The organism is Pseudofrankia sp. DC12, from assembly GCF_000966285.1.
In the GTDB taxonomy this organism is placed as follows: domain Bacteria; phylum Actinomycetota; class Actinomycetes; order Frankiales; family Frankiaceae; genus Pseudofrankia.
Genome location: NZ_KQ031391.1, coordinates 5,832,515 through 5,848,897 on the forward strand (window position 1 = coordinate 5,832,515; position 16,383 = coordinate 5,848,897).

Genomic DNA, 16,383 nt, shown 5'->3' on the forward strand with positions numbered 1-16,383 from the left:
GACGCATGTCCGAGTCCCAGCCCGCCACCGAACGCCCCGCCGGCGATCCTTCAGCCGTCGAGCGGTCCGCCCGTGACCTCAACGCGGAGCTGCTCTACACCAGCTGGTCGGTGTTCGCGGCCCGCCGGCCGCTGCCCGCCGACAGGTCCGCCGTCGCCGCCGAGGTCGACGCGCTGCTCGACGGTGCCCTCGCCAAGGACGTCTACACCCGCGGCATCTACGAGATTTCCGGCTACCGTGCCGACGCCGACCTGATGGTCTGGTGGACCAGCCCCGACCCGGATCTGCTGCAGGAGACCTACCAGCGCTTCCGGCAGACCGCCCTGGGCGCTCACCTGGAGCCGGTCTGGTCGGCCGTCGGCCTGCACCGGCCCGCGGAGTTCAACCGCAGCCACATCCCGGCCTACGTCCGGCGCGAGGACCCGCGCGGGTACGTCTGCGTCTACCCGTTCAACCGCTCGCTCGAGTGGTACCTGCTGCCCGACTACGAGCGGCGTGGCATGCTCGCCGAACACGGGATTATGGGCCGCGAGTACGAGGACGTCCGGGCCAACACGGTCTCCGCCTTCGGCCTCGGCGACTACGAGTGGCTGCTTGCCTTCGAGGCCGACGAGCTGCACCGCATCGTCGACTGCATCCGTCACCTGCGCTCCAGCTCCGCCCGCCGGCACACCCGCCTGGAGACCCCGTTCTACACAGGCGCCCGCAAGCCCATCGCGGACATCGTCGCCGCCCTGCCCTAAGCCCGGGGACGGCCGCTGTTGATCGCGGTTTCGACCCGCTGGTGGCTGTCTTCCGGCCCCGATGACGACCACGCGAGGGCGCAAACGGCGATCAGCACTCCTGTGAAGTGCCAGCCGACGGATCGCCAACGCACCCAACTCGGCCATGATCCCGACACCGGTATGCGCGCGCCCCGCTGTTCGCGCCGTACCAAGAATCACGTTCGGAGGGCCCTTGGCGCCCGACAGGCAGCGCGGCCCGCGGGCGCTCCGTAGGGGCCGGCCGGCCCGCGGGCGGACCCTGAGAGACCAGCGCCAGGGACCCACCCAACTCGGCCGAGATCCCGACGCCGGTACGCGCTCGCCCCGGTCTTCGCGCCGCACCACGAATCACGTTGGGAGGGCGCTTGGCGCCCGACAGGTGACGCGGCCGAAGGGCGCTCCGCGCCCGGTTCCGGCCGCGTGCCGGGTGCGGTCGGCGTCCGCGCAGGCGCCCCCACCCGTCGGGCGGGCGCCGACCGGCCCGCGGCCCGGGGCGTTGGCCCCTGGGCTTTGGCGGACAGTAGCAGTTTGGTGGCGTCGTGTAACTCATTGATGAGAGAGCGACACGGCATGTGTTTGTTCGGGTCGGCCTCGGCGGTGAGGTGCGTGGGGTGAAACCGGTGCAATCGCGGTGGTGTTTCCAGCGGTTGTGCGGCGGTAGTGCGGGTTTGTGGGGAAGGTCTGGCGCGGGCTGCCTGTCGGAACTGTCGCGCAGGGGCGCTGGTCGTGCAATCGCCGGGTGCGGGTAAGTTTGCGCCCGTGGCCGTGGGTGCGGCCATCCCGCAGGGGAACCGGCACGGCATCGGTCGTGGCGGGAGCGGGGGCGCGGTCCGCGACGGCGTGCCGCTGGGACTGCCCGTTCTGGGCGTGTTCCGCGCGAGGCACCGGGCGCGCGGGGGAGCGGGTGGCGTATCCACCGCGGAGGGGACCTTGCGGACGCTGCAGGTACGCGGCCGGCTCGGGGACGGAGCGCAGTGACGGCGACGGTGCCCGGCCGCGAGGCTCCAGGCCGAGCCGCGTCGCGTCGGGCTCGGGAGACACCAGAGCGGCCGGCGAGCCGCGCCATCGAGGTCGAAAACGATCTCTACCGGGCTCAGCTGCGCTGGGAGCGCCGTTACGTCAGGGTCCTGATCGCCTTCGACGCCGCGGCCTGCGTGCTCGCCGCGGGCGTCGCCTACGTGATCAGGTTCGGCCCGTTCGGGACCCGGCACTTCGACGCGGCCCGGGACACGTCGGAGTGGTACCTGCTGGCGCTGGTGCTGCTTCCGGTGGTCTGGGTCGTCTCGATGGCGCTGAACCGGGCCTACGAGCCGCGGTTCCTCGGCGGCGGGTCCGAGGAGTTCCGCCGGGTGATCAACGCCGCTGTCCGGGTCGTCGCCACCGTCTCCTACGCGACCAAGGCCGAGGTCGCCCGCGCCTACGTGCTCATCGTCTTCCCGGTCGCGATCCTGCTGTCGATGGTCGGCCGGATCGGTGGCCGGGGCATCCTGCACCGGCTGCGCAGACAGGGCCGGTGCATGCACCGGGTACTGGTCGTCGGTGCCGGCGAGTCGGCCGCGACCCTGGTCCGGCTCGCCCAGCGGGACCCGACCGCGGGCTGGTCGGTCGTCGGCGTCGTGCTGGACCGCCTGCCCGGCCGGCACAGCCACGACCGCCCCGAACGCAGCGGCTTCGACCTGCTCGGCGTGCCGATCGTCGGCACCTCCGAGACCCTGCACACCTCGATCCGGGCGACCCGCGCCACCACCGTCGCGATCTCCCCGCAGATGGATGGCGAGACGCTGCAGCGAGTCCTGTGGAACCTGGAGGGTTCCGACGTCGACGTGCTGGTTTCCTCGGCGCTGACGGACGTCGTCGGGCCGCGGATCTCGATCCGTCCCGTCGCCGGCCTGCCGCTGCTGCACATCCGCGAGCCCGAGCTGACCGGCTCCCGGCGGGTCATGAAAATCCTGTTCGACCGCGCGGTGGCGCTCACCGTCGTCCTGCTGTTCTCCCCGCTGCTGATCGCACTGGCGCTCGCGGTCCGGCTCACCAGCCGAGGTCCGGCGATCTTCAAGCAGGTCCGGGTCGGCCGCGGCGGCGAGACGTTCAAGATGTACAAGTTCCGCTCGATGTACGTCGACGCCGAGGCCCGCCTCGCCGGTCTGCAGACCAGCAACGAGGGCCAGGGGCTGCTGTTCAAGATGCGCGACGACCCTCGCGTCACCCGGGTCGGGAAGTTCCTGCGCAAGTGGTCGCTCGACGAGGTGCCACAGCTGTTCAACGTGCTGAACGGCTCGATGTCGCTGGTCGGGCCGCGCCCGCCGCTGCCCCGCGAGGTCGCCCAGTACGAGGACGACGTGCACCGCCGGCTGATGGTCAAGCCCGGCCTGACCGGCCTGTGGCAGATCAGCGGGCGCTCCGACCTCAACTGGGACGAGTCGGTCCGCCTCGACCTGCGCTACGTCGAGAACTGGACCCTGGCCATGGACTTCGTCATCCTCTGGCGCACCGTCTTCGCCGTCCTGCGCCGCGAAGGCGCCTACTAGTCCACCTGGGCGGCGGCTGTCTCGTAACGTCGCGTTGGTGATCGTGTCGCGCCGATGGCGGTGACCAGCCTCTGGTCGATCAGAGCCGTCAGCGCCGCCTTGACCCGGGCGCTGGTGAGCCCGGTCATGCTCTCGATTTCCCGGCGGGAAAGCGGCCGCCCGGCCGAACGAATCGACTCAAGGACGAACCAGTCTCGCTCGGCCGGAACCGTCGTGCGGGATATCGATGCGGCGGCCGCGTTCGTGAGCGTCGCGTTGCCTCTGGCGGCCGCCGCGAGGTCGGCGCGCCGCGGGGGAGGCCCGCTGAGGGTCACCTCGAACCAGGAAATGTGGTCGGCGAACCGAGGTGCGGGCAGGCCGGCTGCCGACATCGCCCGGACCATGGTGCGAATGCCGGAGGCGCGGTTCTCGCAGACCGTTCTGCCTTCGCCCGGCACCTCGACGTCCTCCAGGAGCTTGAGCAGAAGGGCATTGCGCGCCGACGACAGGCCGGGATCGCCGAGCGAGCTCACGCGGACAGCACCGAAGAGGCCCCCGGGGTTGCGCACAGTTATCCGGTCCGGGTAGACCTCGACCTGGACCTGCGTGCCAAGTGAGTACTGGCCGAGGTCACGGTGGACAACCGCGTTCACGACCGCCTCCCGCAGTGCTTCCAGCGGGTACTCGTACACGGTTGACGCGCCGCCGCCCGGCGCGATGACCGTGCCGCGGCGGATCGCGCGGGCAAGCTGGACGAGGGTCTCGCGAACTTGGATCGGAACTGGGCCATCGAACGCCCGATTCTCGAGAAAACGCATGCCGGTCGCGATCTCGGCGCCGTCGACAGTCGGGTACTCGACGAACGTGACCTCGACCTGCGGGAAGAAGTGCTGCGGGAACCGGCCGAAGCAGAGCAGGCCGGCCAGCGAGGGCACCGGACCGGTGTCGCCAGGCACCAGGACCCGGGTGGCCAGCAGAAGCTCACGATCGCCGAGATCTCGGAAAGCGAACGGGCGCTGCAGACGCAAGCGCTGAAGGTAGGGCCCGACGATCTCCGGCATCAGGTCGTCCGGTGTGGCGGACTGGACAGGGACGGTGTCGTCAACCGGCTGGCCGCGGGCCGCGACAAGAGCGTGGACCTCGGCTGGACCGAGCCGGTAGTCACCATCGCCTACCCGGACGTAGGAGCCGTTCGCCATACCGGCGCCGCGGTAGTAGCAGGGCTTGGCGCTCCGATCCAGCTCAGCGACCTCCGCTACGACGAGCTGGACTCCCTCGAACTCCATGATTTCGATCAGTGGCGCCAGCGGCGGCGCCATCTGGTCGCGCGCGAGATCGGCCAAGGAGTCTCGGACCTTCTTCGGGTCGGTCACGCCGGTCGAGGCGAAACCCTGACTCTCATCAAGTCCCAGCAGGATCACGCCGCCGCCCGGTGAGTTGGCAAACGCTGACAGCGTCTCCCGTGTCGACTTCGGCAGCTCACGAGTAGCGCGCTTGGCCTCCACCCGCGCGAGATCCGTCCGCGAGTCGCGCAGCGTGCGGACGAGCTCGGCGAGTTCGGCGGTCAGCATAGCGAGAGCTTAGCTCTACTTGGCGAAGCTTGGCGACGTTCTGGGCAGCTTGGCGCCCGTTGACCCGTGGTTCAGGCCTGCGCACGGTCGGCTGGGCGGCCTGGCAGGCCGCGGCTGAGGACGAGCATCGCGACGGCCGCGGCGGCCAGCAGTCCGAACAGCCAGGTCAGCCGGTGTGCGCCGGCCCTCGCCTGAAGCAGGCCCAGCAGTGTGATGCCGAGCGAGGCCGAGAGCTGGACCGACATGAACACGGCCGTGGTCCCCTGCGGCTGCTCGACCGGCGTCAGCAGCCGGAACACGCTGGCGAACGTTGGCGCCGCCGTCGCGCCGATCCACTGCCAGTGGCCGCTCGCGAGCAGCAGGCCGCCGACCACCGGGCCAGGGCCGGCGCGACGTTGATGATCATCGAGATTGTCCCAGGACCCGGCCGACCCGGTCCTGGTGAGCCAGCCGGGCCGCGAGCATCAGCGAGCTGGGTGAATGGCGGTTGTGGACGCGAAGCGAGTGGCTCGCCCGGACAAACGACGCGTCATCCTCGACGCGGCGGCGCCGATCTTCGGCGACGAGGGGTACGAGCGGGCGAGCGTCGACGCGATAGCCTTGGCCGCCGGCGTCTCCAAGCCGACGATCTACAGCTACTTCGGCGGCAAGGAGCAGCTGTTCCGCGCGTCGGTCGCCGACTCGGCCGTCGAGCTGAACGCCGACGCCCTCGACGTGATCCAGCGGCTCGACCTGTCGGCGGCCGGTTGGCGTGACAGCCTGCGGGAGCTGGGCCGCCGGCTCGTCGAGTGCCAGCGCAGCCCGTGCTCGCTGTTCCTCGCCCGCATGATCGCGGCGGAGACGGCCCGAGACCCCGAGGTCTACCGGCTGGTCCGCGCCAAGGCGGAGGCTCCGATCATGGAGGCGCTCGCGGGTCGGCTGGCGATGCTCGGCAACGCCGGCCACCTGGTGGTCCCCGACCCGGCGCTGGCCGCCCACCAGTTCCTCGCGCTGATCGGCGCCGAGATCCCGGCGCTCACCGAGCACGGCACCGCGGCTGTTCCGGACGCCCTCATCCGGGCCGCCGTCTCGGCGGGCGTGGACACGTTCCTGCGCGCGCACGCCCACCCGCCCCGGTAGGGCGCGACGGCCCGGCCCAGCCGGGTGCGCGCCGGCAGGTGCGGCGTCGGCCCGGCCCTGGTAGGACCGAGCCGCGCGCCCCGTCGCGGGTCAGCCGGCGGACGACTTCCGGATCGCTCCCAGCACCGTCTCGGCCAGCTCGGGCCGGCAGATCACCAGGTCGGGCAGCAGCGGGTCAGGCTGGTTGTACCGCAGCGGGGAACCGTCGATCCGGGTCGCGTGCAGGCCCGCGGCGAGGGCGACCGCGACCGGGGCCGCCGAGTCCCATTCGTACTGGCCGCCGGCATGCAGGTAGACGTCGGCCTCGCCACGGATCACCGCGGAGGCCTTGGCGCCGGCGGAGCCCATCGGTATGACGACTCCGCCGATCTCCGCGGTCACGTCGGTGACGAGCCTGGGTGCCCTGGTGCGGCTCGCGACCAGCCGTACCGGCCCGGCCGGCCCGGCTGGCGGCGGGGTGATCGTCGCGCTCGACAGCGTCACCCCGACGGCCGGCAGCGCGACCGCCCCGGCGACCAGCGCGCCGGCCTGCCAGAGCGCGACGTGGACCGCCCAGTCGGTGCGGCCCTCCTCGGCGAACTCGCGGGTGCCGTCGAGTGGGTCGACGATCCACACCCGGTCGGCCCCTAGGCGGACCGGGTCGTCGACGGCCTCCTCGGACAGGACGGCGTCCTTCGGGCGGTGCTGGGCTAGCGCCGCGGCGAGCAACCGCTGGGACCCCGCGTCGCCCGCGTCCTTGAGCGCTGGCCCGTCCGCGAAGCCCAGCTTGGCCCGGATCTCCAGGAGCCGTCGTCCGGCCTCTTCGGCCAGGTGGCTCGCGAGCTCGGCGTCGGACGGCTTGGCGGTCGTGGTGTCGATGCTCACCGTCCTGAGTCTATGGCAGAGGTCTGCCGCGAATCGCGAGAATGGCGCGGCCCGGCTGGACTGCGCGGTCGGGGCCATCCTGCCGCATGCGGGGAATCCGGCGCTGGGCAGTGGGCGGCGGCGGGCCGCGACGTCCGGCCGGCTGACGACGGCCCGGCATAGCTGATCAGGACGGCAGGCTGGTCGGCATGGGGAGCTGGTCGGCACGGCGAGCCATCGTCGTCGGACGGGCCGTCCGGTTGCGGGACGGTTACGGTCCGAAGGTGCCCATCCGTTGCCCCGTGCTCGTCGACGAGGACCGCGCCGCCGAGCTGGCAGCCGCCTCGGCCGGCTGGCCGTCGGCCCGGCTGACCCGCGCGCAGCTCGCCGATCTGGAGCTGTTGCTGCTCGGCGCGTTCGGGCCGGCGCCGAGCTACCCGGAGGACACCCTGCGCGACGGCTTGCGGCTGCCGTCCCTGGTAGTGCCGGCGCGGGAGGCGGCGGGTCTTGGCGCGGGCGACGCGTTGGCATTGCGCGAGCCAACGGGTGAGCTCGTCGCGGCGCTCCGAGTCGCGGGCGTACGCCGCCGTGGTGGCCCGGTGGACGCCGACAAGGAGCGCACGGCGGCGCTGGCGCGGACGGCGAGCCGGGTGGAGCCTGACCGGCAGCCGGAGCCCAGCGGCCGGGCCCGGCTGGTGGGCACGGTCGCCGGGCTCCGGCTGCCGAGCCACCCCGACTACCCGTCGCTGCGGCTGGGCCCCATCGAGCTGCGCGCGGCCCTCGCCGAGCTTGGCTGGCTGCGCCCCGGCCGGTCGGCACCCTGGGCGGTCTGGGCCGACGGCCTCCTGCACACGGCGGACATCGCCCGGATCCGTGCCCTCACCCGGCAGGGCAAGTACTGCGTCGTGCTCGCTCCCGTCGGCGGGGCCGACCCGGCGGACCGGCGTTACCAGCTACGGGTGCGCGCACTGCTCGCGGCCCTCGACGCGCTCGACGAGCCAGTCCGCCCGACCGAGGCGACCCTGGCGGCCGCCCCCCTCGCGGCCGAGGCCACCGGCGCGCCGGTGGCGCCACCCACGCGCACACCGACTCGGGTCGGCTCGGGCCAACCGGCACACGCGCTGCTGGTCCTGGTCCCGGTGGTGCCGAGCCCCGAGCTGGCGGCGCCTCGGGAGCCGGGGCTGTCAGCGACCTCCCCGCGCGGGGCCGCGACCGGTGACGACACCGGCACTGCGGCCCGGGCCGCCGAGCTGAGCGCGCTGCGGGCCCATCTGGCCGAGTTCTACGGTCTGGGCGGCAGCCTCACCGGCCCGGCGCTCGGTGCCCCAGGGCGCGGCGAGCTGGCCGCGCTGCTCACCGCGGGCAGGCCGATCCCCGCCGAGCTCACCCCGCCCGGGGTGGCCGCCGAGCTCGCCCGCGCCCACGCCGAGGGCTGGCTGCTCGGCTGACGTCGGGCCGTCGGACGAGCGGGCCCACGAGTCTGGCGAGGAGCGGCTTGGTCAGGCGCCGAGTCCGGGTACTAGGCCGTCGAGGGCGGAAGTGAGGGGCTGGTCGAGCTGCTCGTAGGTGCAGGACTCAGGGGTGCGGTCGTCGCGCCACCTGACGAAGTGGGCGAGGTGCCGGAAGCGGGTGCCCTCCATGTGCTCGTACTTGACCTCCAGCACCCGCTGCGGGCGTAGCGGGACGAAGGACTGGTCCTTGGTCGCGTTCCAGCGATTGACGTTGCCCGGGAGGCGCTGGGCCTGGTGCGCCTCGGCGGTGGCCCAGTCCTGCCACGGGTGGCCGTCGCCGTCGCGCAGCACCAGCGGACTGAGCTCGTCGACGAGCTCGGCGCGGCGCTTGGCCGTGAACGCGCCGACGGCTCCGACGTGCTGCAGCTGGTGGTCGTCGTTGTAGAGACCGAGCAGCAGCGAGCCGACGAGCCGCCGCGCCTCGGTGGAGGACTTGTGCCAGCGGAAACCGGCGAGCACGCAGTCGGCCGTGCGGACGTGCTTGATCTTGAACATGACGCGCTTGTCGGGCTGGTACATGCCCGCCAGCGGCTTGGCGATCACGCCGTCGAGGTGTGCGCCCTCGAGCTCGACGAGCCAGCGGCCGGCGACCTCAAGGTCCGTGGTGGCCGGGGTGAGGTGGATCGGGGCCTTCACGTCGGCGAGTGCCGTTTCGAGAGCGGCGCGCCGCTCGGTGAACGGACGTCCGGTGTGGTCCTCGTCGCCGAGGGCGAGCAGGTCGAACACGATGAACGACGCCGGTGTCTGCTCCGCCAGCAGGGTCACCCGGGAGACCGCGGGGTGGATGCGCTGCTGCAGTGCCTCGAAGTCCAGGCCGGCGCCGGTGGCGATGACGATCTCGCCGTCGAGTACGCACCTCTCGGGCAGCTCGGCCTTCACCGCCCTGACCAGCTCGGGGAAGTAGCGGGTCATCGGCTTCTCGTTGCGACTGCCGAACTCGACCTCGTCGCCGTCACGGAAACAGATGCACCTGAACCCATCCCACTTGGGCTCGTAGGACGCACCGGGCGGGATGGTCTGGACCGACTTCGCCAGCATCGGCGCGACGGGCGGCATCACGGGCAGGTTCATCGGCTCATTGTCACTTGTCCTCGGCGAATGTCATCGCGGCTGGGGGAGCGCCGGGAGGGCGTCGTTGTTCGCGACGATCGCGGGGCTGGCGAGCCAGCGCAGGTAGGCCGATCGCCGGGCCGGGGACATCCGCTCCGGCGCCAGCGGCCGGCCGTCGGCGTCGAGGAAGTCATCCGCCGGGCCGGTGATGAAGCCGTCGACGCCCGGATCCCCGGTGAAGGTCCGGCGGACGCCGGCCGCATCGGTCACCTCGACCGGCAGGATCGGGTCGTCGCCGCGTCTCAGCCAGACGGCTGTCGCCGACGCCCGGTAGGCCTCCTGCCAGCCGGGCAGGACGGTCGCCGCGGCTGCCACCCCGGCGATCGTCGCGAGCGCGTCGGCTCCGGGCCGCCCGTCCGGTCTTACCGCGTCGACGGCGGCAGCGACCGTCACTCCGACGGTGACGCCATAGAGGGTGCCGACCAGGTCGTCGACCTTGATGGCCTTGGCGATGGCGGCGAGCTGGTCGACCGCCAGGGCCGTCCGGTCCGCCTCGTCCTCGGCCGCCAGTTCGGCGCGCAGCGTCAGATTGGCGGCGGTGCGGGCCAGCGCCGTGAGGAAGAACGACACCGTGGCGGCCTGCTGAAGGTGGACGAGCGCGCGCGGGCTGGCCGGATAGGCGATCTGGCCGTCGCCGCGGTAGCCCCGGGTCGCAGCCCATCCGGACTGTTCGAGGTCGCCCGCCTGCCGCAGTGCGTCCGAGCCCAGAGCTGCCGCCCGCGGGCCGCCCGCGGCCAGAGCCTCCCCGAGCAGCGCCGCCCACAGCTCGGCTGGAATCCGGGCCCCCGCCGCAGGCCCGGCCAGGTGCGTCGACCAGGGCCCGCCCGCGCCGCCGCCAGTCGCGCGCCCGCCGGCCATGGCCGGCCAGGCCACGACCAGGCCTCGGCCTGAGGGGTCCCGCAGCGCGTCACCGGCGGGCAGCAGTGCCACGGCCGACCCGTAGAGCTCCGAGCGCCAGACGTGCAGCAGGTCGCCGATGGCGGCCCGCAGGCCGGTCGGGAGCGGCCAGGAGGTGTCCCGCCGCTGTCTGGGGTCGCTGTGGGTCACCTGGTATCGGTAGATCGTGAAGCCCAGGCGGGCGACGAAGGTCGCGGCGCCGGCCGGGTCGGCCCGGCGGGCATCGACTCCGCCGGCCCGGCCGACCAGGTACTCCCAGGCAAGGGGCACCTGGGCCGGGACGCCCGGCCTGATCGGCGCAGGCAGGGCCGACAGGCGTGCGCCGGAGATCATCGCCTCCACGTGGTCGGCGGCGAACCGCGCGGCGAGTGTCGGCTCGTCCGCGATGGCCCGCAGCAGAGCGGCCGCGTACGCGGCCCGGTGCCGCCCCGCTGGATCAGAGCCCAGTAGTCCGACATCCCGCACGACCGGCGGGTGGCTGCCGACGCGTGCGCCGGGACCAGTGAGCGGCCCGTCGTGGGTGCGGTAGCGGCCGCCGGTGACGTCTGTCGTCGCGAAGAGGGCGTCGCCGAGCAGGCGCAGCGTGGCTGGGGCGAACCGACCGTGCGCGAGCAGCGGACCGAGCAGCGCCGTCTCGGCCTGGCCAGGTACGTCGTGGGTGTTGAGCCGGCTCAGCCAGGCCGCGGTGAGCCGCCCGGACTGGCTGAACGCCGCCAGTGCGGCCCCGAGCGTGGCTGTCAGGTCGCTGGCCAGGGCGGTGGGAAACCACCGGCCTGGGGCATCGGCGCGGGTACGGTCGCCCCCGCGCGCGGGACCGACTCGGTAGCCGTGGACCGTCTCGGTGACCACGAACCCGCTCGCGCCGACGTGCTCGGCCAGGTGCAGCACGACGGCCAGCCGCGCTGGTCCGACGGCGTCGAGGACTCCAGCGGCGAAGTCCGGGTCACTCGCGGACGGACGCAGTTGGGCGGCGACGTCGGACAGCGACGCCAGGTCCGGTACTGGCGCGAGCGCGGCGCCCGCGAGCGCCAGCCCGAGCCGGGCACCGGCCGCCCGCGCCGCGCGGCTGTCACCGCCGAACGGGTCGGGCCGCAGCGTTACCGCGAGCCGCCCTCCGCTGCCGAGCTGAGCGCGGGTCCCGCTGGCGGCCGGCGCGCCGAGGCTCGAGTCGGCGGCCTGGACCAGCGCGATGCGGCGGGTGAGCGTCGTGGCCGATGCGTCGGCCCAGCCCGAGCCCGCGCTGAGCGCCGCGGCGGGATTCGCCGGCCAGCCGAGTGGTCCGAGCAGCGACACCACGGTCCGCGCCCATCGACCCAGCAGGTCACGTAGGTCCCGCAGCCGCTGCGCCAGCACACGCGCCAGGGCTGGGTCGAGGACGACTCGTTCACTGGGGCCGGGCATCGCCTCAACGCCCGTCGCGCAGGAAGCCGAACGCGGCGTGCGGCCGGATGGCTCGAGGGTCGTCCAGCGTGACCCATTCCGGCTGGGAGGCCGCCGCGGCGGCGCAGTCCAGCGCCGTCTCCGCGAGCGCCCTCCCGATGGTGGTCCCCGTGCGGGCGAGCTCACCGGCCCAGCTGTCGGCCGCCCGGCCCGCCCACGCGCCGGCGTCCAGCGTCGCCGTGAGCCCGCTGAAGGCTGTCGCGATCTCGGCCGCGCCGCGGTCGAGGATGGCCGCGGCGGTCAGCAGTGCGCCGCGGCGCGCGTTGACGACCAGCCCGGCTGGTGCCGTGACGCCGCTTGGGCCCGAGGCCGGCCCCGCTGCCGTCCGCCCCACCGCCATCTGGCCTGTCATGATCCACCGCCCTCTCCGTCGGGAGCCAGCCGGCACGTTAGCCAGCTCGCCGCCGGCCAGGAAGGCGCCTGCGCCGTCCTGTGGATAGCGGTTGACCTGTGGATATAGCTGGCCGTAGCCGGCTGCTATCCCTTGTTCGGAACGTGGTAGCGCAGGAAGAGCGAGCCGTCGTCCTCCAGCAGGTGCGCGAGCTCCATGGGCTGGGCCATCGGCCAGGCGTCGCCGGCCACGATGCCGAGATGCCTCGGCCCGGCGAGCATCGGCGCGACCGTCAGGCACAGCTCGTCGAGCAGACCGGCGCCGGCCAGCTGGGCGTGCAGTGTCGGCCCGCCCTCGGTGAGCACCCGCTGCAGGCCGCGTTCGGCCAGCGCGCCGAGCACCTGCCCAAGCTCGACGTTCTCCTCGCCGCAGACGACGACGTCCGCGACCTCGCGCAGCGCCGCGGCGCGGTCGGCGGGGGCGCTCGCCGCGGTCAGCAGCACCGGCCGGACCGCCGCGCTGAACAGGCGGGCGCCCGGGTCGATCGCCAGCGACCCGGAGACCACCGCGATCGGCGGAACAGGCGCCAGGCCCGTGGCGATCCGCGCCTCCTGCCGCGCTGGCGGGACGACGGCCGGTCCGTAGTTCTCCGCACGGGCCGTGCCGGCCCCGACGAGCACGACGTCGGCCAGCCAACGCAGGGTACGGAAGATCTGCCGGTCGCCGGGCCCGCCGAGCGCCTCCGAGCGACCGCCGACCTCGGCCGCGCCGTCGGCAGCCGCCACGAAGTTCGCCCGAACGTGGGTCGTGCCCGCCGGTGGGACGGGCAGGGCGTACGCCGCGTCGAGATCTTCCTGGATCAGGTCGTCTTGGCCCGGCGCGGGCAGAAGTCGGCGCACCGCCCCGACCCTATGCGAGCGGCTCGCCCCGCAGGCCTGGTGGGGCGAGCCGCCCGGAAAGCCAACCGCCGCCGGGTTCAGCCGGCCGCTGACCGTGTCCGGCCGGCGATCCGCTCGCGGTAACGGCTGGCCCGGTAGACCCCGAGAATCCGGTAGTCGGCGAAGAAGGCAAGCTCCTCGAACGCCCGCGCGACCGCCGGCTCCTCCGGGCTGCCTTCGATGTCGGCCAGGAACTGGGTGGCGACGAACGCGCCGCCCACCATGAAGCTTTCCAGCTTCGTCATGTTGACGCCGTTGGTGGCGAACCCGCCGAGTGCCTTGTAAAGCGCCGACGGGCGGTTCTTCACCTTGAAGATGAATGTCGTCACGAGTTCGTGCACGCCGGCCGCCGCCCGCAGGTCCTCCGCCGAGAAGATGAGGAAGCGGGTGGTGTTGTGCTGCTCGTCCTCAAGGTCCTCGCGCAGGATCGTCAGCCCGTACACCTCGGCGGCCACCCGGGAGGCGATCGCGGCCCGGGACGGGTCGCCGGACTGGGCGAGCTCACGCGCCGCCCCGGCGGTGTCCGCGTCGGGCACCGCCCGCAGCCCGAGCGCCCGCAGCGCCTCGCGGCACTGGGCCAGCGCCTGCGGATGGCTGTGCACCGTCTTGAGGCCGGCCAGCGTCGTTCCCGGCAGCGCCATGAGCTGGTGGTGTACCGGCAGGAAGTACTCGCCGATGATGTGGGCCTTCGCGCCCGGCAGCAGGTGGTGGATGTCGGCGACGCGGCCGGCGGTGGAGTTCTCCACCGGGATCATCGCCAGCTGCACCGTGCCGTCGTCGATCGCGGCGAAGCACTCCTCGAACGTCTGGAACGGCACCGCGTCGAAGTCCGGGTAGACGTCGCGGCAGGCCAGGTGGGAGTTTGCCCCCGGCTCGCCCTGGTAGGCGATGCGCTGCCGGGAAGTCAGCACGGGCACGATGTGGTCACGGTTCCTTGTCGCGTCGGTTCGGGGTCGCGTCGGTTCGGGGGCGCGTCGGTTCGGGGGCGCTCGGAACGGGCGCCGCCCACGTTACCGGTGCCGGCCGCGGCGATACCCCGGCTGGCCGGCGGGAGCCGCGGCGGCGCTGTTTCGGGGGAGTTGTCCGGTAGCCGATATGACCGCTCCGAAAGACGGGTGATCAGGCCTACGATGGAGGTGTGCCGGCCGACCTAGTCTGGTTCATCGTCGCCGGAGGGCTCACCATCGCGGAGCTGCTCACGGGTGGCTTGTACCTGCTCATGTTCGCCCTGGCGGCGGCGGTCGCCGGCATCGTGGCGCTGGTCGGTGGGGGCCTCGTCTGGGAACTGCTCGCCTTCGTCCTCGCGGCGGGCGGACTCACCTTCGGCCTGCGGCCCATCGCCGCTCGCCACCTCAACACCGCGCCGCTGCTCGCCACCGGCGCGCAGGCGCTCGTCGGCGCCGAGGGTGTCGTCCTCGAACAGGTGGACCGGTACGACGGCCGCGTGAAGATCAAGGGCGAGATCTGGTCGGCGCGCGCCTACCCGGACGGCATTGTGATCGCTACGGGCAGCGAGGTTCGGGTGCTGCGGATCGACGGCGCGACCGCGATCGTCCACCAGGAAGAAGTCCCGGGACTGGACGTCCCACGGAGGGAGTTGCCATGACCGGTGGACTGATCGTGGTGGCGGTGCTCGCGTTCGTAGCCCTGGTCTTCGTGATGCGGTCGGTGAAGGTCGTCCCGCAGGCCCGCGCGGTGGTCGTGGAGCGGCTCGGCCGTTACCACCGCACGCTGGTGCCGGGTCTCGCCATCGTCCTGCCGTTCGTGGACCGGGTCCGGGAGCGGATCGACCTGCGCGAGCAGGTGGTGGCCTTCCCGCCCCAACCGGTGATCACCGAGGACAACCTGGTCGTTGGCATCGACACCGTCCTTTATTTCCAGGTGACCGACCCGCGGGCGGCGACCTACGAGATCGCCAACTTCATCCAGGCGATCGAGCAGCTGACCGTCACGACCCTGCGCAACGTGATCGGCGGCCTGCACCTGGAGGGGGCGCTCACCTCCCGGGACCAGATCAACACTGCGTTGCGTGGCGTGCTCGACGAGGCGACCGGCAAGTGGGGGATCCGGGTGAACCGGGTCGAGATCAAGGCCATCGAACCGCCGCGCTCGGTGCAGGAGGCGATGGAGAAGCAGATGCGCGCCGAGCGGGACCGCCGGGCGGCGATCCTGACGGCCGAGGGCTTCCGGCAGAGCGAGATCCTCAAGGCCGAGGGCGAGAAGCAGGCGGCGATCCTCAAGGCCGAGGGAGACCGGCAGGCGCAGATCCTGCAGGCCGAGGGCGAGGCGAAGGCTATCGACACCGTCTTCTCGGCGATCCACGCCGGCGACGCCGACCCGAAGCTGCTCGCCTACCAGTACCTGCAGACCCTGCCCAAGATTGCCAACGGCCAGGCGAGCAAGGTGTGGATCATTCCCAGTGAGCTCAGCGGCGCGCTGGGCAGCGGAATCGGCGACCTGGCCAGCCTGATCGGCGGCGGGGGAGACGGCTCCCAGGCCGACCCGAACGAGACGCTGCGCCGCCCGAAGCTGACCAAGCCCATCGCCCCCACCCAGAACGGCGGCGGCACGACCGCTTGAGCCGGACGAGCAGGCAGAGCCTGAGCACCTGACCCTGCCCGGATCCAGGTTGGGGAGGGCGTTCCACGCCCGACCCGGCTGGCGGGTGGACCGGGCGCGGAGCGCCCGGTCCACCCGCCAGCCTTACTATCTGCTTACTGACGGTTCTCAGGACATTTTCAGGCAGCCGGGTCAGGGCCAGAGATGATCTGAACGTCCCCGTGCCAGGAGGCTGTCGTGCCCGCAACGATTTCCGGGTTGCCCGCCCACGCCCTGATCGTGCACGCCACGGTCGTGCTGGTGCCGCTGGCGGCGTTGCTGCTCGCGCTGACCGCGCTCTGGCCCCGGGTGCGCCGCGCGCTCGGGCCGCTGCCGGCGCTCGCCTGCGCCGGCGCGCTGATTCTCGTCCCGATCACCACCTCGACCGGTGAGAAGCTGCGCGACAAGCTCGGGGTGGACAACCCGCTGATCGCCCGGCACGCTGCGCTCGGCGAGGATCTCCTGCCCTGGGTGGCCGGGCTTTTCGTGGCCGCGCTGCTCCTGCTGTTCGTGCACGGCTGGCGGCCCACGGCGTGGTCCATGCCGGGCACGGTTCAGGCAGGCTCCGGCTCGTCGGTCCGGACCTTGCCACGGCTGCTGACGGCGGTCGTGTCCCTGATCGTCGTAGTGCTTGCCGTCATCGTGATCGTCGAGGTCGTCCGGATCGGGCACGCGGGGGCAGAGGCCGTCTGGCAGGGAGTCGGCAGCAGCTAGTGCTGCCCCCAGCAGGGTTGGTCGCGCTCCACCTGGGTCC

At 72.8% G+C, this 16,383-nt stretch carries 15 protein-coding genes; 7 read left to right on the top strand and 8 right to left on the bottom strand.

All coding sequences use genetic code 11. The features are described from left to right. The first annotated feature begins 5 nt into the window (after window positions 1–5). Together hemQ and FRADC12_RS23490 are read left to right on the top strand one after the other, a co-directional pair. Window positions 6–743 (top strand): hydrogen peroxide-dependent heme synthase, encoded by a 738-nt coding sequence (hemQ, locus tag FRADC12_RS23480; RefSeq protein ID WP_045878251.1) that lies wholly within the window; start codon window positions 6–8, stop codon window positions 741–743. Between the two features lie 995 nt (window positions 744–1,738). Further along, a complete protein-coding gene (locus FRADC12_RS23490) occupies window positions 1,739–3,292 on the top strand; it encodes a sugar transferase (RefSeq protein ID WP_198153020.1) in 1,554 nt (517 codons plus the stop codon). Here the strand turns inward: FRADC12_RS23490 and FRADC12_RS23495 are convergent. Together FRADC12_RS23495 and FRADC12_RS23500 are read right to left on the bottom strand one after the other, a co-directional pair. Continuing rightward, window positions 3,289–4,842, bottom strand: coding sequence for an ATP-binding protein (locus FRADC12_RS23495; protein WP_052711114.1), 1,554 nt, complete (start codon window positions 4,840–4,842; stop codon window positions 3,289–3,291). The two genes, FRADC12_RS23490 and FRADC12_RS23495, sit on opposite strands and share 4 nt — an antisense overlap. 71 nt (window positions 4,843–4,913) lie before the next feature. Then, on the bottom strand, window positions 4,914–5,216 hold the full coding sequence (locus FRADC12_RS23500) for a hypothetical protein (protein ID WP_045878253.1): 303 nt from the start codon (window positions 5,214–5,216) through the stop codon (window positions 4,914–4,916). A gap of 106 nt (window positions 5,217–5,322) precedes the next feature. On the opposite strand from FRADC12_RS23500, the gene FRADC12_RS23505 reads away from it, so the two are divergent. Next, window positions 5,323–5,961, top strand: a complete 639-nt coding sequence (locus FRADC12_RS23505; protein ID WP_045878254.1) for a TetR/AcrR family transcriptional regulator — start codon at window positions 5,323–5,325, stop codon at window positions 5,959–5,961. Window positions 5,962–6,051: 90 nt separating this feature from the next. Here the strand turns inward: FRADC12_RS23505 and FRADC12_RS23510 are convergent, their stop codons facing one another. Beyond that, window positions 6,052–6,825 (bottom strand): 3'(2'),5'-bisphosphate nucleotidase CysQ, encoded by a 774-nt coding sequence (locus tag FRADC12_RS23510; protein WP_045878255.1) that lies wholly within the window; start codon window positions 6,823–6,825, stop codon window positions 6,052–6,054. 263 nt (window positions 6,826–7,088) lie between these two features. On the opposite strand from FRADC12_RS23510, the gene FRADC12_RS23515 reads away from it, so the two are divergent. After that, window positions 7,089–8,252 (top strand): bifunctional sulfate adenylyltransferase/adenylylsulfate kinase, encoded by a 1,164-nt coding sequence (locus FRADC12_RS23515; protein ID WP_157489002.1) that lies wholly within the window; start codon window positions 7,089–7,091, stop codon window positions 8,250–8,252. A 51-nt stretch (window positions 8,253–8,303) separates the two neighbouring features. Here FRADC12_RS23515 and FRADC12_RS23520 read toward each other — a convergent pair whose 3' ends face one another. The 5 genes from FRADC12_RS23520 to FRADC12_RS23540 all read right to left on the bottom strand — a co-directional run bounded on the left by FRADC12_RS23520 (window position 8,304) and on the right by FRADC12_RS23540 (window position 13,939). Further along, complete coding sequence (locus FRADC12_RS23520) at window positions 8,304–9,386, bottom strand: ATP-dependent DNA ligase (protein ID WP_045878256.1); 1,083 nt, start codon at window positions 9,384–9,386, stop codon at window positions 8,304–8,306. 30 nt (window positions 9,387–9,416) lie between these two features. Next, complete coding sequence (locus tag FRADC12_RS23525; protein ID WP_157489003.1) at window positions 9,417–11,723, bottom strand: hypothetical protein; 2,307 nt, start codon at window positions 11,721–11,723, stop codon at window positions 9,417–9,419. A 4-nt stretch (window positions 11,724–11,727) separates the two neighbouring features. Then, complete coding sequence (locus FRADC12_RS23530; RefSeq protein ID WP_045878258.1) at window positions 11,728–12,114, bottom strand: hypothetical protein; 387 nt, start codon at window positions 12,112–12,114, stop codon at window positions 11,728–11,730. A gap of 125 nt (window positions 12,115–12,239) precedes the next feature. Continuing rightward, the gene (locus tag FRADC12_RS23535) at window positions 12,240–12,992 is read right to left on the bottom strand and encodes a pyrimidine reductase family protein (RefSeq protein ID WP_045878259.1); all 753 of its coding nucleotides are present in this window, start codon (window positions 12,990–12,992) and stop codon (window positions 12,240–12,242) included. Window positions 12,993–13,069: 77 nt separating this feature from the next. Further along, window positions 13,070–13,939, bottom strand: a complete 870-nt coding sequence (locus tag FRADC12_RS23540) for a prephenate dehydratase (RefSeq protein ID WP_045880119.1) — start codon at window positions 13,937–13,939, stop codon at window positions 13,070–13,072. A gap of 230 nt (window positions 13,940–14,169) precedes the next feature. Between FRADC12_RS23540 and FRADC12_RS23545 the strand changes: the two genes are divergently transcribed. From FRADC12_RS23545 to FRADC12_RS23555, 3 genes are all read left to right on the top strand, one after another. Then, window positions 14,170–14,637: an NfeD family protein gene (locus FRADC12_RS23545; protein WP_045878260.1), complete on the top strand. Its 468-nt coding sequence runs from the start codon at window positions 14,170–14,172 to the stop codon at window positions 14,635–14,637. Beyond that, window positions 14,634–15,611 (top strand): SPFH domain-containing protein, encoded by a 978-nt coding sequence (locus FRADC12_RS23550; protein ID WP_045878261.1) that lies wholly within the window; start codon window positions 14,634–14,636, stop codon window positions 15,609–15,611. Before FRADC12_RS23545 ends, FRADC12_RS23550 begins: the two co-directional genes overlap by 4 nt. Before the next feature lie 216 nt (window positions 15,612–15,827). Beyond that, complete coding sequence (locus tag FRADC12_RS23555) at window positions 15,828–16,343, top strand: DUF2231 domain-containing protein (protein ID WP_045878262.1); 516 nt, start codon at window positions 15,828–15,830, stop codon at window positions 16,341–16,343. Window positions 16,344–16,383: the final 40 nt, after the last annotated feature.